This is a genomic window from Corynebacterium accolens, from assembly GCF_023520795.1.
Lineage (GTDB): Bacteria > Actinomycetota > Actinomycetes > Mycobacteriales > Mycobacteriaceae > Corynebacterium > Corynebacterium accolens.
In genome coordinates this window covers 892357-917130 of sequence record NZ_CP046605.1, presented here as the reverse complement: position 1 = coordinate 917130, position 24774 = coordinate 892357, and the positions used below count along the sequence as shown (strand labels likewise).

General features: G+C 57.9%; 24 protein-coding genes and 1 tRNA gene. 7 read left to right on the top strand and 18 right to left on the bottom strand.

Annotated features, from left to right (window positions below; translation table 11 throughout):
• Genes CACC_RS04435 through mca form a run of 3 tightly spaced genes read right to left on the bottom strand, consistent with a single transcriptional unit; the run spans position 1 to position 1995 of the window.
• A complete protein-coding gene (locus CACC_RS04435) occupies positions 1–771 on the bottom strand; it encodes an isoprenyl transferase (RefSeq protein ID WP_005282106.1) in 771 nt (256 codons plus the stop codon).
• Between the two features lie 18 nt (positions 772–789).
• Entirely contained in the window at positions 790–1101 is a 312-nt protein-coding gene (locus tag CACC_RS04430; RefSeq protein ID WP_005280029.1) for a hypothetical protein, read from the bottom strand.
• 3 nt (positions 1102–1104) lie between these two features.
• Positions 1105–1995: a mycothiol conjugate amidase Mca gene (gene mca / locus CACC_RS04425; RefSeq protein WP_023017686.1), complete on the bottom strand. Its 891-nt coding sequence runs from the start codon at positions 1993–1995 to the stop codon at positions 1105–1107.
• Between the two features lie 92 nt (positions 1996–2087).
• Between mca and CACC_RS04420 the strand changes: the two genes are divergently transcribed.
• From CACC_RS04420 to CACC_RS04410, 3 genes are all read left to right on the top strand, one after another.
• The gene (locus tag CACC_RS04420; RefSeq protein WP_005280027.1) at positions 2088–2558 is read left to right on the top strand and encodes a DUF4307 domain-containing protein; all 471 of its coding nucleotides are present in this window, start codon (positions 2088–2090) and stop codon (positions 2556–2558) included.
• Positions 2559–2678: 120 nt separating this feature from the next.
• On the top strand, positions 2679–3200 hold the full coding sequence (greA, locus tag CACC_RS04415) for a transcription elongation factor GreA (RefSeq protein ID WP_005280026.1): 522 nt from the start codon (positions 2679–2681) through the stop codon (positions 3198–3200).
• A 56-nt stretch (positions 3201–3256) separates the two neighbouring features.
• Complete coding sequence (locus CACC_RS04410) at positions 3257–3529, top strand: hypothetical protein (protein ID WP_005280024.1); 273 nt, start codon at positions 3257–3259, stop codon at positions 3527–3529.
• Positions 3530–3592: 63 nt separating this feature from the next.
• Here CACC_RS04410 and CACC_RS04405 read toward each other — a convergent pair whose 3' ends face one another.
• The 3 genes from CACC_RS04405 to CACC_RS04395 form a co-directional block, all read right to left on the bottom strand.
• Complete coding sequence (locus CACC_RS04405; RefSeq protein ID WP_005280022.1) at positions 3593–5257, bottom strand: hypothetical protein; 1665 nt, start codon at positions 5255–5257, stop codon at positions 3593–3595.
• 306 nt (positions 5258–5563) lie between these two features.
• Positions 5564–6289, bottom strand: a complete 726-nt coding sequence (locus CACC_RS04400) for a hypothetical protein (protein WP_023028592.1) — start codon at positions 6287–6289, stop codon at positions 5564–5566.
• A gap of 369 nt (positions 6290–6658) precedes the next feature.
• The gene (locus CACC_RS04395; RefSeq protein ID WP_035108611.1) at positions 6659–7432 is read right to left on the bottom strand and encodes a Bax inhibitor-1/YccA family protein; all 774 of its coding nucleotides are present in this window, start codon (positions 7430–7432) and stop codon (positions 6659–6661) included.
• 456 nt (positions 7433–7888) lie between these two features.
• Here CACC_RS04395 and CACC_RS11625 point away from each other — a divergent pair, with 456 nt between their 5' ends.
• Positions 7889–8023: a hypothetical protein gene (locus CACC_RS11625; RefSeq protein ID WP_005280019.1), complete on the top strand. Its 135-nt coding sequence runs from the start codon at positions 7889–7891 to the stop codon at positions 8021–8023.
• Between the two features lie 193 nt (positions 8024–8216).
• Here the strand turns inward: CACC_RS11625 and CACC_RS04390 are convergent.
• The 7 genes from CACC_RS04390 to CACC_RS04360 all read right to left on the bottom strand — a co-directional run bounded on the left by CACC_RS04390 (position 8217) and on the right by CACC_RS04360 (position 13415).
• Positions 8217–8290 (bottom strand) — tRNA-Leu (locus CACC_RS04390).
• A gap of 41 nt (positions 8291–8331) precedes the next feature.
• Positions 8332–9297 carry a Ppx/GppA phosphatase family protein gene (locus CACC_RS04385; RefSeq protein WP_005280018.1) on the bottom strand — a complete coding sequence of 322 codons (966 nt, stop codon included), beginning with the start codon at positions 9295–9297 and terminating at the stop codon, positions 8332–8334.
• Positions 9298–9306: 9 nt separating this feature from the next.
• Positions 9307–9855, bottom strand: coding sequence for a DUF501 domain-containing protein (locus tag CACC_RS04380; RefSeq protein WP_005280017.1), 549 nt, complete (start codon positions 9853–9855; stop codon positions 9307–9309).
• An 8-nt stretch (positions 9856–9863) separates the two neighbouring features.
• The gene (locus tag CACC_RS04375; RefSeq protein WP_005280016.1) at positions 9864–10424 is read right to left on the bottom strand and encodes an FtsB family cell division protein; all 561 of its coding nucleotides are present in this window, start codon (positions 10422–10424) and stop codon (positions 9864–9866) included.
• Between the two features lie 178 nt (positions 10425–10602).
• Positions 10603–11880 (bottom strand): phosphopyruvate hydratase, encoded by a 1278-nt coding sequence (eno, locus tag CACC_RS04370; RefSeq protein WP_005280015.1) that lies wholly within the window; start codon positions 11878–11880, stop codon positions 10603–10605.
• 92 nt (positions 11881–11972) lie between these two features.
• Positions 11973–12734, bottom strand: coding sequence for a lytic transglycosylase domain-containing protein (locus CACC_RS04365; protein WP_005280013.1), 762 nt, complete (start codon positions 12732–12734; stop codon positions 11973–11975).
• Between the two features lie 90 nt (positions 12735–12824).
• Positions 12825–13415, bottom strand: a complete 591-nt coding sequence (locus CACC_RS04360) for a MazG nucleotide pyrophosphohydrolase domain-containing protein (protein WP_005280012.1) — start codon at positions 13413–13415, stop codon at positions 12825–12827.
• A gap of 69 nt (positions 13416–13484) precedes the next feature.
• Between CACC_RS04360 and CACC_RS04355 the strand changes: the two genes are divergently transcribed.
• From CACC_RS04355 to nadC, 3 genes are all read left to right on the top strand, one after another.
• Positions 13485–14960 (top strand): amino acid permease, encoded by a 1476-nt coding sequence (locus CACC_RS04355; protein ID WP_005280011.1) that lies wholly within the window; start codon positions 13485–13487, stop codon positions 14958–14960.
• A 133-nt stretch (positions 14961–15093) separates the two neighbouring features.
• Positions 15094–16092, top strand: coding sequence for a quinolinate synthase NadA (gene nadA, locus CACC_RS04350; protein WP_050755836.1), 999 nt, complete (start codon positions 15094–15096; stop codon positions 16090–16092).
• The gene (nadC, locus tag CACC_RS04345) at positions 16093–17022 is read left to right on the top strand and encodes a carboxylating nicotinate-nucleotide diphosphorylase (RefSeq protein ID WP_005280009.1); all 930 of its coding nucleotides are present in this window, start codon (positions 16093–16095) and stop codon (positions 17020–17022) included.
• Between the two features lie 11 nt (positions 17023–17033).
• Here nadC and mfd read toward each other — a convergent pair whose 3' ends face one another.
• The 5 genes from mfd to CACC_RS04320 all read right to left on the bottom strand — a co-directional run bounded on the left by mfd (position 17034) and on the right by CACC_RS04320 (position 24417).
• Positions 17034–20675: a transcription-repair coupling factor gene (mfd, locus tag CACC_RS04340; RefSeq protein WP_005280008.1), complete on the bottom strand. Its 3642-nt coding sequence runs from the start codon at positions 20673–20675 to the stop codon at positions 17034–17036.
• Positions 20676–21293 (bottom strand): TetR/AcrR family transcriptional regulator, encoded by a 618-nt coding sequence (locus CACC_RS04335; RefSeq protein WP_005280007.1) that lies wholly within the window; start codon positions 21291–21293, stop codon positions 20676–20678.
• Between the two features lie 574 nt (positions 21294–21867).
• Positions 21868–22632 (bottom strand): DUF3800 domain-containing protein, encoded by a 765-nt coding sequence (locus tag CACC_RS04330; RefSeq protein ID WP_208854194.1) that lies wholly within the window; start codon positions 22630–22632, stop codon positions 21868–21870.
• Between the two features lie 177 nt (positions 22633–22809).
• Complete coding sequence (locus CACC_RS04325; protein ID WP_005280005.1) at positions 22810–23283, bottom strand: hypothetical protein; 474 nt, start codon at positions 23281–23283, stop codon at positions 22810–22812.
• Between the two features lie 354 nt (positions 23284–23637).
• Positions 23638–24417 carry a DUF4300 family protein gene (locus tag CACC_RS04320; RefSeq protein ID WP_244262173.1) on the bottom strand — a complete coding sequence of 260 codons (780 nt, stop codon included), beginning with the start codon at positions 24415–24417 and terminating at the stop codon, positions 23638–23640.
• Positions 24418–24774: the final 357 nt, after the last annotated feature.

The following is a 24774-nucleotide window of genomic DNA, read 5'->3' as shown; positions in this document are numbered from 1 at the left end:
CTACTTGCCAAAGCGGCGCGAACGCTGGGAATAATCACGCAGCGCGCGCAGGAAGTCTACCTTCCGGAACGCCGGCCAATAGGTATCGGTGAACCAGATTTCTGAATAGGCCGCTTGCCACAGCAGGAACCCGGAAAGGCGCTGCTCACCGGAGGTGCGGATCACCAAATCCGGATCCGGCAGGCCCTTGGTATACAGGTGTTCTGTGATCGAGTCTGCGGTGACTCGCTCCGCCATCTCGGCCGCGCTGGTGCCCTTTTCGGCCTCGCTGCGCACCAATTTTTGGACGGCATCAACGATTTCTTGGCGCCCACCGTAGCCCACAGCCACATTGACGATGACGCCCTGGTTATCCTTGGTTTCCTCTGCGGCATCGACCATGCGCTGGGTTACCGGCGCGGGCAATAAATCCAAGTTGCCTACAAGGCGCACCTGGCAATCCAAATCTCCCCGGGACAGATGCGTGACCACATCAGAGATGATGTCAAAAAGCAGCTGCACTTCCTGCTGGCTGCGCTTCAAGTTCTCCGTGGATAAGAGGTAAATGGTGACTACCTCAATATCGGTATCGCGACACCACGCGATCATCTCTCCGATTTTCTTCGCACCCTGGCGGTGGCCATGGCTAATATCAGTAAACCCGGCTTCCCGCGCCCAGCGGCGGTTGCCGTCAGCCATGATCGCCACGTGCTTCGGCTGTGGCCTGCCCTTGATAAGCCGCACGAGGCGCGCTTCATACAAGGGGTACATCAGCCGCTTGAGAAATGTCACGTTGTTTACTCCAGCCGGCTAGAAAATCGACTTCTTGCGGTTATCGTAAAGGCCAGCTTCCTTGAGCGCAGCATCCACAGCTTCCTCATCAAATGGATCGATTCCGTGGTCCTCAGCGAACATGGTACGCCGGCGAAAGCGCGAAAAGCGGCGGTGGAAGTTCCAGCCCGCTACCAGCACGGCAACGCCCAAGATGGCCAAGATAAGCAGCCCGATGGGCGAAGCCTTACCAAACTCAGGGCCCATTGGTCCGCCCTCAGCACCTTCTGTGCCTTGCGCAAGAACAGTGACATCGTGCGCAGCAAGGAAAAGGGAGTCATAGACGCTCATATTTTAAGTCTCCTCGTTCTTTTCAATGCCCGCAAATAAATCATTTTCCGGCAGCGAGGTCGATACTCGAGTCTTAGCTAGCTCAAACTCCTCCGTCGGCCACAGACGCTGCTGGACCTCCACGGAGGTGGCCAAGAATGCACCGGCCGGATCGATCTGCGTCGCGTGCGCCCGCAGCGCATCGTCGCGGTTTTGGAAGTAATCGGCGCACTCCACCTGCGTGGTAACGCGAGCCATAATATCGCCAAAAGCAGTATCCCAACGCGCCAGCATGGGGCCATACGGGCTGGGCTTTCCCTCCTCAAGGAGGAGATCGTGGAACATCTTCATGCGTTGGTACACAAAGCCATGCGAGTAATACAGCTTCAGCGGCTCCCAGGGCTCTCCCAATTCTGGGTGGTAGTCAGGGTCGCCTGATTTGTCCCACGCAATCATGGATGCTCGGTGAACCATAAGGTGATCCGGGTGCGGATAGCCGCCATTTTCGTCATAGGTAATGATGACCTGCGGGCGGAACGAGCGAATAACGCGCACCATTTCCTGAGCCGCTGCATCATCGCCCATCAGGGCAAAGCAGCCTTCCGGCAAGAGGTCTTCCATGCTCTTGCCTTCCTCGGGATCTGGCAGGCCGGAATCTACGTGGCCTAACCACTGGTGTTGGACCCCAAGCGCGCGGGCTGCCTTAGCCATTTCCTCGCGGCGTACCTCAGCCATGTTTTCCTTAACACCAGGACGGTCCATAGCCGGGTTAATAATGTCACCGCGTTCACCACCGGTGCAGGTCAGCACCATTACATCCGCACCTTCTGCAGCGTAACGGGCCGTAGTCGCAGCACCCTTGGAGGATTCATCGTCCGGGTGTGCGTGGATTGCTAGGAGGCGAAAGTCGCTCACTGAAAATCCATCCCCTTTAAAACTAGCTTTTAGAACAGATCACTATCTTAGTAGATAATGGGAAAATGGTACTCCTCGGTTAAAGTAGGGCTATGACTTCCGCCGGAAATTCTCGCTCCGCCGCGCGCTACGGCTCGCGCGATAAATCACAAAAGAACTCTGGTAGCTGGACCAATAAGGCGCTGGTGTTGATTTTCGCCGCCATGCTCGTCACCCTTCTTTACTACGGTTTCCAGTATTTTCGGGAAAAAGAATCCGTCAATGCGCAGATCTCTATGGTCACCCAGGAGGTTCTCAGTGATGACACCACGCGCGTCTGGGTCGATGTGACCCGCAATCACACCGATGAAGACGCCTATTGCATCGTGCAGGCCTACGATTACTCCAAATCCGAGGTGGGCCGCCGCGAATTCGCCGTTCCTGCCGGCGGAAATGAAACCCACCGCATTGCTGTCGATGTCCCCACCAATGCCCGCGCCGTCGCCGGTGGCGCCTACGGCTGCTCCGGCAATATCCCGGATTACCTGGATATGGACAATCCCGACTACGCGGAAAGTCGCTAGCCCCATGTGCTAGGATTTGTACAGCCTAGAACTGGGCATTTGCCTGGTTGCATACTTAACTTCGGTCCCGCCATCATCGCGGGACTTTGACCACTATTCCACAGCACGGAAGGTTTTAGAATGGCTGAGCAGCAAAAGCAGTACATCACCCCAGAAACCAAGGCAAAGCTCGAGACCGAGCTGCAGGAACTCATCGATCACCGCCCTGAGGTTGCGGCGGAAATCAATGAGCGCCGCGAAGAGGGCGACCTGAAAGAAAACGCCGGCTACGATGCCGCCCGCGAGATGCAGGACCAGGAAGAGGCCCGCATCAAGCAGATTTCTGAGCTGCTGGCTAACTCCACCACCGAGCGTGGCACCATGCAGGAAGGCGTTGCCTACACCGGCAGCGTCGTTCACGTGTACTACAACGGCAACAAGGACGATAAGGAAACCTTCCTCATCGGTACCCGCGCCGCTGCGACCGATAACAAGGACCTGGAAACCTACTCCGAGCAGTCCCCGCTGGGCGCCGCCATCATCGGTGCACAGGAGGGCGAAACCCGCGAGTATTCCGCGCCAAACGGTAAGACCATCTCGGTGACCATCGAGTCGGCTGCCCCATACGATTCCGCCAAGGCTGCCACCCCGCGCGAGTCCTAATTTCCTCCGTCCACCCCACTACCGCCTTCACTACTCTGGAGAAAGAGCACATCCCCATGAAGAAATTCTCCCGTTTCGCCACCGCTGGATTAGTATTTACCGCCGGCCTTTCCTTGGCCGCCTGCCACCCGCCGAACGAGCAGGATTCTGAATCCGGCAAGATCGACAACGCATCGACCTTTACCGGCGAGGCACCGGCACAGAAGAATGCTGAGACGTCTTCCTCTGCTGCTACCACCGAGCCTGGCGTGGATCCGGAGGGCCTGCAAAACGGGGTCGAGGAACCTGAGCAGCTGCCAAACGCTACCGCGACACAACTGCCGCAATAAAAATAAAAGAATTGGGCTGAAGGATACTTTCCTTCAGCCCTTTTTCTTTCCCCAATTCACTACCTAGGATTCTCGCGCCCAATTGCCGATGACCCCAGGCACGACCGCCGGCGGCTCGCCCAACAGATCCCGCTTATTCGGTTCGCGCTCAACCTGCGTGGTTACCGCCTTCACCCGGTTCTTGTCATTTCCCTGACCCCGAGTTCCCATCATTGGTGCAAAGGCGCGCATGCCAGCGGCCGGTCTCCCGGCACCGGATTTAACACCGGTGCTATTGGCGGCGCCTCCCCCGCGGACCACAGCTTCACGCGCAGCGCCCCGTTCTAGGTGTCCGCGGCTACCGTTACCGCCGCTGCTATTGCCAGCGGCTTCACCTGCGGCCCGAGGAAGCGCGCCTCCCACGCCGCGGGCGCCGACACCCTCACCGGCACCACCGCGCAAGCCTGCTCCGCCGCGCGCAGCGGTTCCGCCACCTCCCAAACCTGGGGCGGAATTTACGAGTGCGCCCATATTTCCACCTGCTCCAGAACCAGGCCTTCCGCCCGTACCGATGGCCCCGCTGCCAAGCCCGGCCAGCGAATTGAATCCGCCTCCGCGAAGCGCACCAGCGTTTCCGCGTCCAGTTCGCCCGCCGAGGCCAGGACCGCCCGCTGCAGCGGCAATACCGGTTCCTGTGCCTACCCCGGATCCGGCTCCGGTACCAGAACCTGTTCCACGTCCAGCACCAAGCGGTGCTCCCATCCCGGTAGAACCGAGTCCACCGCTACCGCTGCCAGCTCCAGCACCGATACCCGCGGTACCGGGAGCGGCACCTGCCGTTGGCATAGATCCTAAGTGGCCATGCGATGCCGTCGCCCCAGGAAGTGAGGCCCCACTGGTTGCGACATCGCGACCGCTGATATCTATACCGTCGCCCACACCTAGCTCAGAAAGCGCCCTTCTGCCATCTGCATGCAATTGCTCCTGGAACGCGGCAGTTTCCTCTGGAGTCATGCCGACGGACTCCAAATCGTGGACCGTACCATTAGCCACGTCAAAGTTTCCTGGGCCCACATCGCCCCGAGCAATAGCTTCCTGAATTGCACGCGGCCAGACGACGTTATCGGTGTTGTATTTCTGGCCATCGCCCTCCACACCTGACAAACCAGCATCTACGCCGCCGCCTCCAGAGGCCGGCGACTGTTCCATCAGCGGATGTTGATTGGGCATTGCGTCAATGGCAAACCTCTGGAGGTCCGGCTGCAGCTTTGCCAACGCTGCCTTCTCTGCGACTTTTCGCTTCGCTGGGTCAGGGATTTTCATAATATCCATCGCCATGGCCATCGCCGAAGGCTGAATCATCATCAACCGCGAGTGGAACCCAGTAAGCTTTTCTCCCATTGCTGCGGCATTGGCCACAAAGTGCTTTCCCGAGGCTGCCACTTCCCTAATCTTCGCCGCCGCGCGCGACGTCGTTTCGCTGTCATTCTCACTTTCCAGGGACCCTGCGGCTTCTTCAAGCCCGCTGACGATCTCCCGAACCTCAGAACCTAACGACGCCCAACGCGCATTAGCTTCAGACACACTCCAAATCTGCGTTGACATCAAGTCCGTCGCCAACTTGGTAATCGATGTGCCGACGTTAACTACCGGAGGAGTAAAGGCGAAGGGGCTATACCCCGGCTCCGGCTGGTCCATAATCGGCATCGATTCAACGCCAATCTCACCACCCGCATCAGCGATATCCATCGCCCTACTATTTGCATTTTCTTGGGCTTCAAAGCCTCGCGCTTCTCGGGCAAGAGCCTGCGACAACCATTCAACTTGCGAGGCGTAGTCTAGGAGCGTCCCCTTAGCCGAACCTGGGTCGGTGGTGAGTGCCCTTTCATGCACACCCCCTACGTGATCAATGCCCGACACATTCGAAAATCCCGAATTAAGTGGGCTGTTCACTCGGTCTTTTAGCGACTTAGCTCGTCGATACAGCTCGGATATTATGCTGGTATTCCGCTGTAGATTTTTGACACTAACAAGCATGTTTCCCCCAAAACACGATTATTTTTTGAGATTAGTAATTATGTCAGCAGCCAATTGACATCTTTTCATTGGACTCGAATGTGGCGTGACATCATTTATGCCGATTATTATCGTCCCTCGGCTAGTTGAAAGATATCCATTGCACTGGGATTCTTTAAAGAGTTCAGAGTTAAAGAGGTGGATACCTTCGCTATCCGCGGTTTCATCTTTTTGTCGAAGGTCTTCATTTAGCCCTAGCTCTTCGAATGAAGTTGAATCGCTAGCTGCGGATACTAAAATATTTTCCGAAAAATTCCTCCCGTTCGATGCGATATTACAAAAATAGTGCCCAGATTCTTTCCGATAATCAAGGATCTTCGGCTCAAGGCCAATTTCTTCCAGCCTCTTCGGAGCAATCTCCGTACATGGATCGAATAGCTCGAAATCTAGATCAGCAGGATCAAATTCTCCCGGTGGCGGCAGTACCCCGGAATCCTCATCTCCCGTGGCGCCGGTCTCCCCCCGAAGACCGGCGCCGGCCCTCGAATGCTCGCCTTCGGGGTGTTCCGAATCCCCCGGATTGTCTTCCACATCATCCCCCTGGCTCCCGTTGGCATCACCCGCGCCATCGACTGAACTAGTGCCATCAGTTTCTGCCGTCATCGCGGCATCTTCTGATGCGCTCTTCGAGCCGACTTCCGCAGCGCAGCCACTCAGCGCGACCGAGCTGACTACCAGCGCTGCTACGGTTGCCTGACGTTTCACAACAATCCTTCGGTTACTCCTTTTAGACGAGCTGGAACGAGAAGAAAATAGAGGAGAGAACTCTCTACCTTCCGGTTTCCCGTTCCCGCCACATAGCATGCATGAATCGTGCAAGAATTTCTCGTTGAGAGCGCAAATTAGTCAATATTTAACTATCTCATTAGTCTCATTCGCCACATTTAAGTGTTTTCAAATGGTGAAATTAGCTGCTCATTAGCTGTCTTTAGCCTGAAAGCCCGCCCCTGCCCGGCTAAAGGCTAAAGAACGGCTTAATACCCCCTGAATTACCCCAATAATTACACGCCCGTAAGCCAAAGGAAAACACAAAAATGGCCCGCACCGAAGTGCGGGCCGAAAGCGCGAAGAGGCTTAGTTGCGCTGAATGTAGCTCAACAGGCGAAGGATTTCGGTGTAGAGCCAGACCAAGGTCACGGCCAAGCCAAGGGCTACGCCCCATGCCTGCTTGGCAGGAGCACCGGCACGGATAAGGCGGTCTGCTTGGTCAAAGTCAGTCAGGAAGGACAGAGCGGCCAAGACAATGCAGACCAAGGAGAAGATGATGGCGAGGGGGCCACCATCGCGCAGCGGGTTGAAATCGAAGAAGATGGCACCCAAGAAGTTAGCGAGAGCCATCACCGCGACACCTGCAATGAGGCCGACCAAAATCTTAGTGAACTTTGGAGTGACCTTTACTGCACCAGTCTTGTAGACGATCAGCATGCCGATGAACACGCCGATGGTGCCGACGATTGCCTGGCCAATCAGTGCCATGCCATTAGAACCACCGATGGTGCTGTTGGCGAAGACGAAGGAGAAGCCACCAACGAAAAAGCCTTCGAATACTGCGTAGATGAGGGTCGCAGCCGGGGAACCCCACTTACGGCCAAAGGAGGCCACGAGTACGGTGATGAATCCGCCGATACCGCCGACCAGCATAAGCATCATGGCGGTGCCCGGGTTCATGGTGCCTAGGTAGAAGTTGATAGCAGCGGCCACGATAATGATGCCGAGGGTGATGCCCGTCTTGGTGACGACGTCATCCACGGTCATGGGGCGAGGGGCTTCGCTCGCGTAGCCGGAGCCGGGGTTCTGCTGCTGGCTAGTTTCAGTCAGCGAGGTCATAACCGGATTGCTTGAACGCACGGTTGTCCTTTCTCAGTGATGTACGAATCATCTTTCTCATGTAGATCAACGTCATCACGCCTCACAAAGTTCCTCATTTAGAATAATTTGTTCAAGATTCCAAGAAATTTATTGCTGGACCGGCCCCTCCTGTGACCTGTCCCGAGTTTTGTTGCTAGGAACTTGCTCTCGTGTCGGGTGAGCCGCCGGAAAGGTTCTCGGCGTAGAACCACAGCTGATTGCCAAGGATTTTCTGACTACAAGGCGGTCCACTATGGTGAACAGCTCCTCCAGGGCTCTAGCGGCCCTATTTCCTGCCGCTCTGCTATCAATATTTCGCTAGCCATCACTCCCTGTCAGGTGCACCGCGGATTTACTATCCGCAGTTTCGATATAAACTTAAAAGAGGCATCTTCTTCATGAGCTAATCCTCGTGTGCCTAGACAGTCATACTTCGGCTGAAAGTGAAGGAATATCTTGCGATTTACACTCATTTCCATTGCCACAGCAATCATCATGACGCTGGCGGGCGCTAGCGCATTTTTCATCCCTGCATTCATCGCAGTCGGAATTGCCATCGACGGCAACAACCGGAAAAACCGTACAGCCTAAAATTATTGACGCGGGTTCAGACAAGGAGCTGTGTACCGGCCAGGATATAGGCTGCACGCGTCTTTGGCTCGCAGATGAGGTGTGCGAATGGCATGCGAACAGGCTAGGCTCTCCCAGCCAGTTCAAACGCTAGGCTCAGCCATACGAAAAGTCTCGAGACACCTTAGGAGCGGTGTCTCGAGACTTCACACGGTGCCCCCAGTGGGACTCGAACCCACACTGAATCGATTTTAAGTCGACTGCCTCTGCCGATTGGGCTATGGGGGCGGGGTGCAAGGAATAGTGTAGGACACTATTCCTAAAAAGAGTTAATGAGGGGTAGATTCACTAACCAGACCTGCAATGATGCCGTCTAGGATGTCTTTTTCACTGATGAAGAAGCTACGTGCATCGCTGGTGCGCTCGATAAGCTGCATGATTCCTTCAACGGCTACTGCCCCACCGCCGATGACATCGGCGCGGCCCGGGTGAATGACCGGATTGAGGGCGCGTTCCTCAGAGGGAATGCTGACGAGTTGCTTGAGCAGCACCCGCAGGGCATCAAAACGCAGCTCCGAGCCGTGGATTGCATCGGGATCATAGCGCTCTAGGCCCTGGGCTAGGGCGGATAGCGTGGTAAACGTGCCCGCACAGCCCACAATGGTGCGTGCCTTGGACATGGGGACGATCTTTTCCACCTCGCCCATGCGCTCTGCCACGTATTCGGAGGCAATTTCGATTTCTGACTCCGTGGGGGGATCGGTGCGCATGATGCGTTCTGTCAGGCGCACACAGCCCATATACGCAGAATGTGAACCTAGAATCTCTTCATCGGCGGTGCCCACGACGAATTCGGTGGACCCGCCGCCCAAGTCAATGACGCAGAAGGGGCCACGGTCCGGCTCCATATCGGCTACCGCGCCGTTGAAGGACAGGAGTGCTTCTTCTTCGCCGGAGATAACCTCCGCCTTAGCGCCGGATTGGATCTGACCCAAAAGCTCGGCGGTCATATCGAAAAATTCCTGCTGGTTCTTCGCATCGCGGGTGGCACTGGTTGCCACCATGCGCACGCGGGTAACCTTTTCAAACTTCATCTGGCGCACATAGCCCTCCAAGGCCACGCGGGCACGCTCTAAGGCATCGGGGGCAATTTCACCCGTTGCATCCACGCCTTGGCCCAGGCGAATGATTTCCATGGTGCGGGTAATATCGCGCACCTTGCCGTCTTCATCGATCTCAGAAATTAACAGGCGAATGGAATTGGTACCGCAGTCAATGGCTGCCACGCGAGTCATGTCTTACTCCTATTCCGCGTTGGAAAAATCGAACTCCGCCAGGTCGATGCCCAGCTCTTCCACCGTGGGCCAGTCCTGCGGAATCGCCGTCCCGCGCAGTTTACCGTGGTCGGCCGCCATGGCCACGGCCTCGGTGCCGAGGCGGAAATGCTGGGGGCCTTCGGCAAGCGCATAGGCGATGAGCACGTGCAGGCACTTCACTCGCTCTGGCATGCCGCCGCCAGAGAAATCAGTGCCCAAATCCTCAATCTCGTTGCGCTTGGCCAAGAAGTGCTCGTGGGCGTGGTGATAGTCCGCGGCGAGCTCTTTGTCCTCTGCTAAGCGGGACTCCATCCACTTCATCACGTGGGCGACCTCCAACCGGGACGCTTCCGCGGTCAGGCGGGGATCGGTGAGGTAATACAGCGTGGGAAATGGGGTGCCATCCGGCAGCTTGGGAGAGGTTTTAATCACGGCCGGTTGGCCGTCCGGCGTGCGGAAGGATATCTCCAGCACGCCGCGTGGGGTGCGGCCCAATTGCTCGGAAACGATGGCTAAATCTGCATCAGTGACGGTCATGCGAACAATTATCGCACATCGCCGCTTTCCTCAGGCGCTGGCTCGATCGGCAGGTGATGCGACTCGCCCGCTGGGGCCTCTTCCTCGGGCGGTTCTGCCACCGAATCCCACAGCACCTCAAACCACGGGCGCGAATCCTCCTGCTCCTTGCTATTGGTCGTGACCTGGTTATCGGGCTGGATATTCGGATCAAGGATGCGGTACGCGGTCTCGCCCTGCTCTACCACGCCGAAGCGGCGCCGGGCTTCCTGCTTGATATAGTCCTCGGATTTATATTTATCGATCTCTTCCAACAGGGCATCTTTTTCATCCTGCTTCGCGGCAATCGATTCATTGAGCCGGGCAATTTCGGAGCGGCCGTGGTAGTAATTGCGCAGCGGCACCGCGATGATGACGAGCATCAATAGGACAAAGACCACGATGACGGTCATGCCGACGATGCTCATGCGATCGGGCTTGCGGTTCTTCTTTTCCTGCGCCCGCTGGGATTTGCGGATATCCGCAGCACGCGAGGCCACCGGAACCCTAGTGCGGCTCCGGCGGCGCTCCGTCTTCTTCTCACGTGCCATAGGGTTACTATCCTAGCGCCGCCACACCAGTAACACGGGCGTGGCACGCGCGGAAATTTACCAACTTTCTCAGGCGCTCGGGATGCTTAGAACGAGGAAGTCCCCGCCGCACCTTTGTGGGGTACAGCGGGGACTAATTTCCTAGCGGCGTCTAGCTTCTAAGCTAGACCGCTAGGTCTTAAGCGTTGAAGCGTGGGAAGGCGGCGCGGCCGGCGTAGACGGCGGCATCGCCAAGCTCCTGCTCAATGCGCAGCAGCTGGTTGTACTTAGCCACGCGCTCGGAACGGGCCGGGGCACCGGTCTTGATCTGGCCGCAGTTGAGGGCGACAGCCAAGTCAGCGATGGTGGTGTCCTCGGTCTCGCCGGAGCGGTGGGACATCATGGTGCGGTAGCCGTTGCGGTGCGCGAGCTCTACGGCATCGAAGGTCTCGGTCAAGGTACCAATCTGGTTGACCTTTACGAGCAGCGCGTTGGCTGCCTTCTTGTCGATGCCCTCCTGCAGGCGAGCCGGGTTGGTGACGAAGAAGTCATCGCCGACGATCTGGACCTTATCGCCAATAGCGGCGGTCAGGGTGGTGTAGCCTTCCCAGTCGTCTTCCTGCAGTGGGTCCTCGATGGACACGATGGGGTACTCGTTGATGAGCTCCTCGTAGACCTTGGACATCTCCTCGGCGGTGTGCTCGCCGCCTTCGAAGTGGTACTTGCCGTCCTCGTAGAACTCGGAGGAAGCGACGTCGAGGGCCAGGGCAACGTCCTTGCCCGGCTCGAAGCCGGCCTTCTTGATGGCCTCAACGATGACGTCGAGCGCAGCGCGGGTGGAATCGACGGAAGGAGCAAAGCCGCCCTCATCGCCCAAACCGGTGGACAGGCCCTTGTCCTTCAGGACGGCCTTCAGGGAGTGGTATACGCCAGCACCGATGCTGAGGGCCTCGGTGAAGGTCTCTGCGCCGATGGGGGCAATCATGAACTCCTGCACGTCCACGCCGGAGTCAGCGTGGGAACCGCCGTTCAGGATGTTCATCATGGGAACGGGAAGAACGTGAGCGTTTGGGCCGCCGATGTAGCGGTAGAGCGGCAGCGCGGCGGACTCGGCCGCGGCCTTAGCGGTAGCGATGGAGACACCGAGGATGGCATTGGCACCAAGGCGGGACTTATTATCCGTTCCGTCCAGCTTGATGAGCGCCTGGTCAATGAGGCGCTGGTCATCAGCTTCGAGGCCAGCGATTTCATCGCCGATTTCCTCGTTGATGTTTTCTACGGCCTTCTGCACGCCCTTGCCCAGGTAGCGGTCGCCGCCGTCGCGCAGCTCGTGTGCCTCGTGCACACCGGTGGATGCGCCGGAGGGAACGCCGGCAACGCCGTGGGCGCCGTCCTCCAAGAAGACCTCGGCCTCTACGGTCGGGTTACCGCGGGAATCCAGGATCTCGCGTCCAAATGCGTGGATGATACCAGCCATGCTGTAACTCACTCCTTATAGATGATGTTCGTCGCTGAGCCACTTAGTTCAGTTACAGGCCCAATTGTTCCAGAAAACCGCGACGCGTGAGGCTAGCGAGCCGGTTGCGGTACCGAGTAGGCATTGGCCGCGTGGGCTACCTTGTCCAGATATTCCCTGGACTGGTTGTAATTTAAGATGGCCTCTTCCCACTGATCCGGGTTACTGAGATCCCTATCACCAAAGCACAAGAGGTTCGCCGCGCCCAGGGCGGCATCGTCGATCTGGTTCGGGTCGGCCTTGCCATCGCCATTGGCATCGCCGCCGACGGACTCCCACGAGGTCGGGATGAACTGCAACGGACCTACCGCGCGGTCAAATTCCGTATCGCCATCGATCTCGCCGTTATCGGTATCTGGGGTGTGCGCGGTGTTATTCGAGCCATCCAGGGTAATACCGACGATGGGCGGCTGCGGGTAGCCGTTGTCATCCAGCTTGGAGGACTTAAACCAGTTGCCGTTATAGGTGCCGTGCCGGGTTTCTACAAAGCCCAAACCCGCGAGTGTATTCCACCGCAAATTGCACCCCGGGTGCTGCTGCCGAGCGATAAGTTCCGCGTTGCCATAGGCACGCAGCGCCTGCGGCGGGATATCGGTCGCTTCTGCCAAATCCGATGCCCAGTGGGTGAGCTTATCGGCCGTGCGGCCCGGCGCGTTGACATCGATATTGGCCACCTCTTTTCCACCTACGGGCGGGGTGGCATCTGGGACCGAGGAATCATCGGTGGAATTGGATACAAATAGCCCCATTACCAGCGCAATGATGATTACTACGGCTAGCCCGCAGCCCCCGATTGTTCGCAGCAGCCTGTTCATGAGTAGCCATCCTACTAAGTGACATTCACCCCGCCGGATAACTACACGCGCCCGCCGCGCGTAAAAGTCCCTGAGACTCTTAGCCGGCTTTTACTCCCGCGATTTCCCCTCCGCCCAGAGGCGGTTTTGTTCTTCTACGCCCACTATGTCCACCGTGCCATCAAAGAGATACGGCGCGCGGGAGCGCATCTTGCGCAGGAAACTAGCGGCGACATCGTCTAGCGAGAAGGAGGAAATCTCGGCGTGAAAAAGCACCTGCAGGAAGATATCCCCAAGCTCTTTGAGTAAATCTTCCTCGGGCGCGCGCTGGCGCACGGCCGCCGCAAATTCGCCTGCCTCTTCTTCTAGGTACGGCAGGAGGGATTCGTGGGTCTGCTCGCGCTCCCATTCGCCGATGCGCCGGGCCGTCGCCATGGCGCTGCGCGCCTGCATCACGGCATCGTCAAGCGACTCGGCCTTAATGACCTGCTCGCCGGTGGCAATGCGCGCTTGGGTTTCTGGATCGTGTTCATCGGTGGTGACCAAGGTGCCGGTGGCATCATCGCCGCTTAAGAGATCCGAAAAATTCCACCGCACTGATACCGGCACTTCCCCGGTGAACTGAACGGGTCCATATAACCTGCCATAGGCGCGCATGGGGATCATGGTGGGCCAGCGTTCATCGAGCAACAGGACTGTCATAGCTACAAAGTCTATCCCGTGTAAATTCTCAAGTTCCCTTTAACGGGGCAGGCGCGGTACTTTAGGCCAATGACCTCCAGCCAAAATAAGTCCCACTCGGTGTCGTTGTGGACGCTTGTCGCGCTGATTATCGGATCCACCGTCGGCGCGGGCATATTTTCGCTACCCCAAAATATTTCCTCCGTGGCGGGCCCAGGTGCCATGCTCATCGGTTGGTTGGTGGCGGGTATCGGCATGCTGTCTGTTGCCTTCGTCTTCCAGATTTTGGCGTACCGAAAACCCCACCTTGATTCCGGCGTCTATTCTTATGTGCGCGCTGGCCTGGGTGATTTCATCGGCTTTACCTCGGGCTGGGGCTATTGGCTGGGCTCGGTGATGGCGCAGGTAGGTTATGCCACCCTGTTTTTCAATACGATTGGGCATTACCTGCCGCTTTTCGATGCCGACCATAGGTGGCCCTCTGCCATCGCCGTCTCCCTCCTATCGTGGGGCATCTTCGCCGTATTGGCCCGCGGGGTGCAGCAGGCCGCATTCATGAACCTGGTAACCACGATTGCCAAGATCGTCCCCATCCTGGCCTTCATCGTCTTGGTCGCGTTCATCGGCTTTAGCTGGGATAAATTCACCCTGGATTTCTGGGGCCGAAATTCCAATGCCAGCGTCTTTGAGCAGGTCCAGGGCATCATGCTCTTTACCGTCTGGGTCTTTATCGGTGTAGAAGGCGCCTCCGTCTATTCCAAGCAAGCCGCTAAGCGCACCGATGTCGGCCGCGCTACCGTCATTGGCTTCTTCTCCGTGCTGGCGCTCTTGGTCTCCGTATCCACCTTGAGCTTTGGTGTGCTGACCAAAGAGGAGCTGGCCGCGCTGCCGGATAATTCCATGGCCTCGGTACTCACAGAGGTCGTCGGCCCCTGGGGCGGCGCGCTGATTTCCATCGGCCTGTGCCTTTCGGTCCTCGGAGCTTACGTTTCCTGGCAAATGCTGTGCGCTGAGCCCATCGTCATGATGGCCATCGATGGCCTTATCCCCCGCCGCATCGGCACCATCAATGTGGCCGGCGCCCCGTGGGTAGCGCAGCTGATTTCCACCTCCGCCATCCAGATCTTCATCGTCGTCTTCTACGTCAACGAGGCGTCCTATGCCGCGATGGTACAGCTCGCCACCATCATGTACCTCCTGCCCTATATCTTCTCCTCGCTGTATCTGTTGCTGCTAGCGATACGCGGCAAGGGCGTGACCCACCCGCACGCCGGGACGCGGTTCGATCTATCTGAGCCCGATATTCCCAGGCGCGAAAACCGGCGCCACTTTGGCATTGCGCTGGTGGCCTTTGTGTACTCGCTGTGGCTGATTTACGCCGCCGACCCGGTTTATATTCTCTTCGGCGCCCTCGCCGTTGTGCCGGGACTTATCCCGTATGTGCTCACCCGCCTATCGCGACGCGAGAAGCTTTTTAACCGATTTGAGTGGTCCATCGTCATCGTGGTGCTGGTGGCCGCCATCATCGCTGCGGTCGGCCTCGCCCAAGGATCGCTGGAGCTCTAGCCGCCTCGCCCGCCAGCCACGGGCCATCGCAAGTGGTCTTCAACACAGACAGTTTAGTACGGTTATAACACCCCACTTATTCCCGTGACTATCACTTTTTGGAGCACTTGTGACTCAAACGAATGTTGGCGTCATGCCCTCTGCCACTTATGCCGGTTCGGACACCGAAACAGGTAAGGCCTGGGCCGAGCGGATCAAAGAATTAGCGGAGCAGCGCAATGCCGTGATCCTGGCCCATAATTACCAGATCCCGGAGATCCAAGACGTTGCCCACCACACCGGTGATTCCTTGGCGCTCTCGCGCAAGGCGGCGGAAACCGATGCAGATATCATCGTCTTTTGCGGCGTGCACTTCATGGCGGAATCCGCCAAGATCCTTTCGCCAAATAAGAAGGTTCTCATCCCCGATGAGCGCGCTGGGTGTTCCCTGGCAGATTCCATCACCGCCGATGAGCTGCGCGCCTGGAAGGCCGAGCACCCCGATGCGCTGGTGGTCAGCTACGTCAATACCACCGCTGAGGTCAAGGCGCTGACCGATGTCTGCTGTACCTCCTCCAATGCCGTCGACGTGGTCAACTCGCTGCCGGCGGATAAAGAGATCCTCTTTTGCCCTGACCAGTTCTTGGGCGCCTACGTCAAGCGCGAGACCGGCCGGGAAAATATCCGCATTTGGGCCGGTGAATGCCACGTGCACGCGGGCATCAGCGCCCAGCAGCTGACCCAGCAGACCCAAGACAACCCGGATGCGGACCTGTATATCCACCCGGAGTGCGGCTGCTCCAATTCCGCGTTGTACCTGGCCAACGAGGGCTTGGTGCCACAGGAACGCGTGCACATGCTCTCTACCGGGCAGATGATCACCCAGTCCCAGAAGCAGCCCCAAAACAAGGTGCTCGTTGCCACCGAGACCGGCATGCTTCACCAGCTGCGCCAGGCCGCCCCAAACATCGATTTCCAGGCCGTCAACGATCACGCCGAGTGCAAGTACATGAAGATGATTACCCCAGAGGCCCTGGAGCGCTGCCTGATGGAAGAGACCGATGAGGTTACGGTGCCAGAAGATACCGCGAATGCGGCGCGCAAGTCCCTCGAAGCCATGATTTCCATTGGCAACCCCGGCGGGGGCGAGTAAATGGGAAACCTGCGCCTGCCGGATTGCTCCGGGCTCATTGCCACGGCCTTGGACGAGGATTTCGCTTACGGGCCGGATTACACCTCGCTTGCTACGGTGCCGGGTAAGGCCCTTTGCACGGCGGAGTTCACCGCGCGCGAGGCCGGCACCATCGCAGGCTTGGGCCTTATAGAGCAGGTCCTTGATGCGACCGCCCAGCGCTTGAGCCAGTGGGGCGTGGATACAGGCCCCACGCTTGGCGATGCCCCCTCTATCACCCTCCACTCCACCGACGGCGACCGCGTTGCCCCAGGCCAGGTCATCGCCACGGTGCAGGCGCCTACCCTCTTGGTGCTCACCGCTGAGCGCACCATGCTCAATATGGTCTCGCACGCAAGCGCCATCGCGACGCAGACCCGGCGTTGGGTCGATGCCATCGCAGCAGCGGCGGCGGACACAGGAACACCGGAGAGCGTTAAGCAAGCCCAGGTGCGCGATACCCGCAAGACCCTGCCTGGCCTACGCGCGCTGCAGAAATACGCCGTGCGCGCCGGCGGCGGGGCAAACCACCGCATGGGCTTGGGCGATGCCGCCATGATTAAGGACAATCACGTGCTCGCCGTGGGCGGCAGCGTAGCAACGGCCCTGCGCCGCGTGCGCGAACACGCCCCGGATATCCCCTGCGAGGTCGAGGTCGATACCTTAGACCAGCTCGAGGAGGTGCTCCCGCTGCACCCGGATATGGTCCTGCTGGATAACTTCGCGCTTGCCGATGTCCACACCGCCGTCCACCGCCGCAACACGCTCAGCCCAACCACGGCGCTAGAAGCCTCCGGCGGGTTGCAGCTTGAAAACGCCGGCGAGTACGGCACCTCGGGCGTGGACTTTATCGCCGTCGGTGCCCTCACCCACTCGGTGCGCGTGCTGGATATCGGCTTGGACTTCTCCTAAGCGCCGACCGGCTACTCGCCTACGCTGATGACCGACCCGGCGCCGGCTTCCTCGCCGGAGACGTTGATGGGTTGGACATCAAAAAGCGCGCTCAAGAAGTCCGCCGCCCACTGGATGAGCTCCTCATCGCGCAGCTTGGGCGAAGTGACATTGCGCCCAGCCTTGGGGAAAGGCACATTGATGGCCTTGGCCGCGGCCCGGAAGCTCGAGCCCGGGTAGAGGCGCTTTAGGCGCACCTGCTTGGAATCGGGCAGTTCCACCGGGTGGAATTTCACGCGGGTGCCCTGCACTGTAATGTCTGCCACCCCGGCGCGGCGGGCTTGGTGGCGCAGACGCGCCACGGCGAGCAAGCGCTCGACCTCCTTGGGCAAGGGGCCGAAGCGGTCTTCCATTTCCTCCCGCGCCGCCGCGAGATCCTTGTTGTCCTGCGAGGCCGCGAGCTTGCGGTAAACCTCGAGGCGCAGGCGCTCGGAGTCGATATAGGACTCTGGAATGTGCGCATCCACGGGGAGATCGATGCGGATTTCCTTCGGACCCTCGTCTGTTACCGCAGGTGCCTCGCCGCGGGCCAGGGACTTGAAGGCCTCGACGGCCTCGCCCACCAAGCGCACGTAGAGGTCGAAGCCCACGCCTGCGATATGGCCGGATTGCTGGGCGCCTAGCACGTTGCCGGCACCGCGCATCTCCAGGTCCTTCATGGCCACGGCCATGCCGGCGCCCAGATCGTTGTTCTGGGCGATGGTGGCCAGGCGGTCATAGGAGGTCTCGGTCAGCGTGGCACCCTTGGGGTACAGGAAGTAGGCATAACCGCGCTCACGGGAGCGGCCCACGCGCCCGCGCAGCTGGTGCAGCTGCGACAAGCCCATATGGTGGGCATTTTCCACGATGAGCGTATTGGCATTGGCGATATCCAGGCCGGTTTCCACGATCGTGGTACAGACCAAAACGTCATACTCACGGTCCCAGAATCCCTGGACGGTCTTTTCCAGCACGTCCTCATTCATCTGACCGTGGGCGACGACGATGCGCGCTTCTGGCACCAAGTCGCGCAGTTCGCGCGCCTTCTTTTCAATATCGGAGACCTTATTGTGGATAAAGAAGGTCTGGCCATCGCGCAACAGCTCGCGCCGAATAGCGGCCGCGACCTGCTTGTCCTCGTAGGCACCGACATAAGTCAACACCGGGTGTCGATCCTCTGGCGGGGTGAGGATGGTCGACATTTCGCGGATGCCAGCCATGGACATCTCCAGCGTGCGGGGAATCGGCGTCGCGGACATGGTGAGCACGTCAACGCTGGCTTTCAGCGCCTTAATGTGTTCCTTGTGCTCTACGCCAAAGCGCTGCTCCTCATCGACGACGATAAGGCCCAAGTTCTTCCAGTGCACGCCGGTTTGCAGCAGGCGGTGCGTGCCGACGACGATGTCAATCGAGCCATCGGCAAGCCCCTTAAAGATCTCCGTAGCTTCCTTCTTGGAGGTAAAGCGCGATAGGACCGCCATCTTGACGGGGAAACCGGCCATGCGCTCGCTAAAGGTATCGAAGTGCTGCTGCGCCAGCAGCGTGGTCGGCACCAGGACGGCGACCTGGGTGCCATCTTGGACCGCTTTGAAGGCGGCGCGAATGGCGACCTCGGTCTTGCCATAGCCCACATCGCCGACGACCACGCGGTCCATCGGCACCGTGGATTCCATGTCCTCTTTCACCGCGTCGATGGCCAGCATCTGGTCTTCGGTTTCAACGAAGGGGAAATTATCCTCCATCTCCGCCTGCCAGGGGTTATCGGGCGCGAACTGGTGGCCCGGTGCAGCCTGGCGCTTGGCATAGAGATCCACCAATTCGCCGGCGATCTCGCGCACGGCGGCGCGCGCCTTCTTCTTGGTGTTCTTCCAATCCGAGCCGCCCATCTTGGAAAGGTGGGGCGATTCGCTGCCGGTGTATTTGCTCAGCAGATCCAGCGAATCCATCGGCACCCACAGCTGGTCCGCCGGCTGCCCGCGCTTGGAGGGCGCATACTCCAGCACGATGTATTCGCGCCGGCTGGTCTCATCGCCAGATTGGATGGTGCGCTCGGCCATCTTCAAAAACTTGCCGATGCCGTGCGTTTCATGCACCACAAAATCGCCCTGCTTGAGCGCCAGCGGGTCCACCTTATTGCGGCGCTTGGCCGGCCGCCGCTTAGCGTCTGCAATATCGCCAACGCGGTTACCGGTCAGATCCGTTTCCGTGACCACGACGAGCGGGAGTGCCTCAGCGTCTTTGAGCTTGCGCACCTTGGGAAAGACCAAGCCGGCATGGCTAAGCGCCTGATACAAGGTGACCTCGCCCGCGCTGGGTTCCCAACCGGGGGTTGCCACCTTGGTGCGAATGCCCTGCTCGGCAAAGCGTTCCACCATGCGCTTGATGGCGCCCTGCGCGGGCGCGATAAACGCCGCGCGCCCGCCGGCGTTGGTATGCGCGAGCAGCTGGGCCATCATGGCGTCGATTTCTTTGATATCTCCGCGCGGGGTGGGCCCGGGCTCGAACTCGAGCGGCAGGGTTTCTTCCTCTGGCCCGGCCAGCATGCCCGGTGGGGAAAATGTCCACAGCGGCTGGCCGGCCTCGCGAATGGAGACCTCCAGAGACTCAAAGGAGCGGTAGCTCGAACCTTCGGTATCGAGCCCTTCCGTGGACAAGGGGCCATCCGCGCCCATGGCCGCGGCCTCCCATCCGGCGGCCAGGAATTCCGCGTCGGTCTTTTCCAGATCCTCCACGCGGCGCCTGATCTTTTCCGGCGCCATCATCACCACGTGCGTGGCGGCGGGGAGGAACTCGGAGAGGGTGATCAGTGGGGCATCGGAAAGCACGGGCAAAACCGCCTCCATGCCTTCAGCCGGAATATGTTCGCTGACCTTGGTCAAAAGCTCCACCAGCGCCGGGTTTCCGGTATGCGTCGCCGCCAATGTGGCCGCGCGCTGTGCCACCGCATCCGTAATCGGCAGCTCGCGGGCGGTAAAGATATCCACGCGACCGACCTCGATTTCCGGGATGGTGCGCTGGTCAGCAACAGAAAACTGGCGGATATCGGTGACCTCATCGCCCCAAAACTCTACGCGCACCGGGTAATCCAGGGTGGTGGGAAAGACATCGATAATGCCGCCGCGGGTGGCAAACTCACCGCGCTTGGCCACCATGTCCACGTGCTTATACGCCCGAAATTCCAGGCTGCGCACCACATCATCGAAGTTATACTCGTGGTCTTCTTCCAGATGCACCGGGGCGCGGCCCTCGATGTCCTGCAGGATGGGCTGGGACAGCCCGCGTGCGGCCGTTACAATAATGCGCAGGTCATCAATGTTGTGCAGCACCTGCGCGCGCTTGCCGATGATATCCACGCCCGGGCTCAGCCGCTCGTGCGGCAGCGTCTCCCACGACGGGAACATCGCGACTTTATCGCCCATCATCGCGGTAAGCTCCGCGGTGAGATCCTCGGCCTCGCGGCTGGTGGCCGTTACCGCCAGCACCGGCGCATGGTGGGCCAAGGTGCCAAGAGCCCAAGGGCGCGCCTGATCGATACCCGTAATGTGCAGGTCCTGGCCCACATTGGCCACGAGCCCCTTAAGCTTCGGGTCTGTGGCCGCGACCTTAAGCAGACCTGCCAGCATTGGCGTCGCCATTTACTTCCTGCCTCCTAGCTTGGGCTTAATTTCCATACCGGACAAACCATTCCAGCATAGATTGACTATATGCGTAGCGACGACTTCCTTATCCGGTTTATCCGGGCTGCGCTCATCCAACCACCACTGCGCCGTGGTAGAGACCATGCCCACGAGAGCTTGCCCATAAATATTTGCTAGCTCCGGATTAATACCGCGGTGCTCAAAGGCCTCGCCCAAGATATAAGCCACCTGCCCCACCGCGGCATTCAGCAGCGTGGAAAAGCTGCGTTCCTCGCCCGGCTTCGAATCGCGCACCAAGATGATGAAACCATCGGTTTCTTCCTCAACGTAATTCAGCAGCGCCATCACGGCCTGCTCGATGCGCTCGCGCCAACTGCCTTCTTCTAAAGAATCCTTAATGACTTCTTCCAGCGCCAGCATCTCCCGATCCACGACCACCGCATACAGGCCTTCCTTGCCCCCAAAATGCTCGTAGACCACCGGCTTCGATACGCCGGCGCGGGACGCAATCTCTTCGACGCTCGTGCCTTCAAACCCCAATTCCGCAAAAGCAGCGCGCCCAATAGAAATCAATTGCTCGCGGCGCTCGCGCCCGGTCATTCTCTGTCGAACCATGCCCTCTACCCTATCCTTTGCCCCACCCCTACCTAGTAATTTGTTATTTACCCGGGGGCGTCAGGTACGCTATAGCTACAGCAATCGCTGTGGTTCCCCATGGTGTAATCGGCAACACTGCGGTTTTTGGTACCGCCATTCTAGGTTCGAGTCCTGGTGGGGAAGCATTTTTATTGCCCGTAGACCGGTTTTTGGTTACGGGCTTTTCTTTTTCTCTCGGCTGCTTTAGCTGCGTTTGACGGCCAGCGGAAACGTCTCGCTCTCCATCAAAAGTCCATTGCACCCCCCGTAATGCACTCGACTGCAGCACCCATTCAAAGTTGTTGTGACCAACGCCCCGCGACAAATCGGTAGTTTCAAACCAAAGTAACCGTCGTCGTTACAACGACCCCTAGAATCCAAGTGCATTAAAGCAAAGCAAACGCCCCACATGAAAGTGAGGCGTCGCGGTAAGTATGAGAATCAATGCGGTATGGACATCCGCTATTCATGGGTTATAAGTCTGAGACTTGGCCCATCTGACGCTTGCTTTTAGTCTGAGACTATGGCTTCCAGCGTCTGTTCTGATCATATGTCATCTATTTAATTCTGTCAAAGACTTCTCATGGCTCGTCTGCAATTTCAGTAGGTTTGTCCGACAGTCAGCAAAATGCGTTTCGCCTAGTGCTGCTGCAATATCTTTTGCCAACCGCGCCTTTGGAGTTTTGTCTTCAAGGAACTGCTCGAGCCCATTATCCTCGATCTTCTTTCTTGCGTGAAACACTGCACTGGCTAGCAGGTCTGCAATTTGCAAAGCGGGACAAGTTCTTGAGTCTAAACTAACAGCTGAAATCACCCGCTTATTACCGAATCGAGAATTTAGCGAGGTTGTAAGCTCATCCCCATACGACACTCCTTGAGGAACATCAATATGATCTAGCATGACTACGCTAACTTCACGACGGGTTATCAGCCCGCGAAGCAGCCTATCCGTAGCAAATAGATGCCCCTGCCACTGGTTCCTACTAGACCATGGATCAAAATGTCTTTTATCTAAAACGAACGCTCCAAATTTACACCCTGAAGCAACTGCTTCAGAAAATAATTCCGCGAGAATTGGTTCAGAATTCTTATTAACCTTTGAAAATTTAACTTCTTCGGCTTTTGTAAATTTGTTTTTATCTCGGCACGCTTTGATGGCACGAGATAATCTGTCTGGGTCTGTCGTCCTAACCGCTGCGGTCACAAAATGCTTCCCAAGGGTCCCTTTACTTCCCGCCTCATCAACAAAATACGCAACCCCTTCGGTTGAGATAGGTAGGTGTACACGAGGAGGTGACGAAGGAGAGAAGCGATTCATGCAACCATACTATCGAAGCCCTACTCCTCCACGCATTTGTTACCGGTTGGTCTGTAAATAAGAAAACCGTCCGGTGCGCTAGATGCGCATCAGACGGTTTCGCTGGGTTCCCAAAAAGAACCAATTATTGAGTGCTCTGTATAGTCACAAAGCCTATACAGAAGCGGGATGACCTATTTAGCGGTCGACGCTAAGTACCAGGCCGTTCTTGTCGATGTCGATGTCGACGCCACCAACTTCAACTTCCCAGTAGCCGTCGTTGTCCCACTTGACCTTGCCTTCGCCATTGTGGGCACGCTGCAGAACCTGGGTCACTTCATCCTTGGTCAGGCGCTCTTCGGTGAGGTCACGCTCTGCTTCACCGGAGTAACCGGTGATTTCGGTTGGCAGGTCGTTGGTAGCTGCGTTGCCACCAGCCTGGCCGCCCTGACCAGCGTTGCCGCCGTTCGCGTTAGCATCAGCACCAGAGGTGACGGTGACGGTTTCCTTGCCACCGTTCTGGTTGCTCTGGTTGCCCTGATCAGTCGAGGCAACGGTCTCAGTGACGGTCGCTGGGGCGGAGCTGCCGTTATCGCTGCAGGCCACCAGAGTCAGGCCCAGAGCGGCGGTTGCAGCTGCGATGGAAACGCGGCGGTAATTCTTCATTTTCATGTCTTCAACCCTTCTTGTGAGTCTTGTGAGTTTTCCCAACGTTTGCTGGGGAGGCGGTGTCTAGCCTCTGAGAACTCCAGCTCGACACGATTAGTGAGTATACCTATAGGGACATATCTATCAACTATCGCAAGCCCGAAATGTGAGGCATATATCACAGTAGCGCGCGACGTGACCGTGGTTATGCTTGCCTTAATACACTTAGCCGACCCCTTCAAGACCAAAAGTCGCCACCGCATGATCTGAGAGCGTGTCAGGTGTTTTGTGTGAGAGGTCGCGATTATAGATATTTGCCCAAACCGTCGAAGCAGGCCACGGCCATTTGGCTAAGGGCCTATTTCCAGCCCTGCCCTTTTACTTCTTGACGTAGCGCATACCTTCTATGACGTCATCATTGTCAAAGATGACGGGTTGGCCGTACTCCAGATCGGGGCCGTCGTCGTATTTATGCATCAGGTAATCATTAAGCTGCTGCATATCCTTCACCGTCACCGCCTGGTAAGGCATATCGAAGGCAAGCTTTTCTAAGAATAGGTAGCCACCCTCATACGGCACGGCAACGCCGGTATGCCCGATGAAAAGTGTGGCCGGCTCCGTCAAAGTATCGTGCGAGAATACCGACACCACTCGGGCATCGGTATCCGCGAACTCGATGCCACGGTCCTTAAAATAAGCCTTGATATCAGCGATGTGCTGCCCTGGATCTTGTTCCATGGTGGTTTCCACATTCCCATAGAAGGCCTCGAACTTGGCGCGCTCGGCTTCATCAAAGATTTGATCCGGCGCATTATCTAGGGACTGTTGATCTAAAAACAGCAAGGAGTCATTGGGGTTGTCCTGGTCATCAACGGAAAAGAGCGAATCCGCCAAGGTGAAGGTATTGATGCGGCAATTGGTACCCACATAATCCGCGTGATGATCATTCCAGGCCTTTGAAATGGCCTCCACGTCGTATTCTGGGTCTTGCGTCCCGTAATCCGTGAAACCTTCGGCCACCATGCTCTCTGTCGGTACGGCAGTGTTGTATTCGTCTACCAATTCAAAAAAGCCGTCGATGCTTTCTTGTGGCACTCCGGCATCGGCAAGCGCGGTGCGGGCTACTTCTTGCGATTGCTTATCCACGAGATTGCTCATCGTCATCCCCGCCAGAAGCTGAGACGCATCACCATCTGCGGTCGGAATCTCCGTATGCTGTGCGCTCGCCGCCTTTGACTGCGCGGCGGCACTGGAGGACGACGCAGATTCGGAACCACTCGCAGCTTGATTCGTGTCACCACTATCGGGATTCGAGCAGGCCGCTAACAATAAACACGCTGTCACGGTGGAGACAGTTAGGGAGGAAAAGCGCATCATCACATGCTAGCGAAAAGGGACCGTACACGATAGCCCCGTGAAAATAGGGCAGGCTTGATTTTCAACACTCCTAGCGGCACATCGTGTTGGTTCTTTATTGAGAAAACACCTCTATCCTCAGCTTTTTATACCCAACAA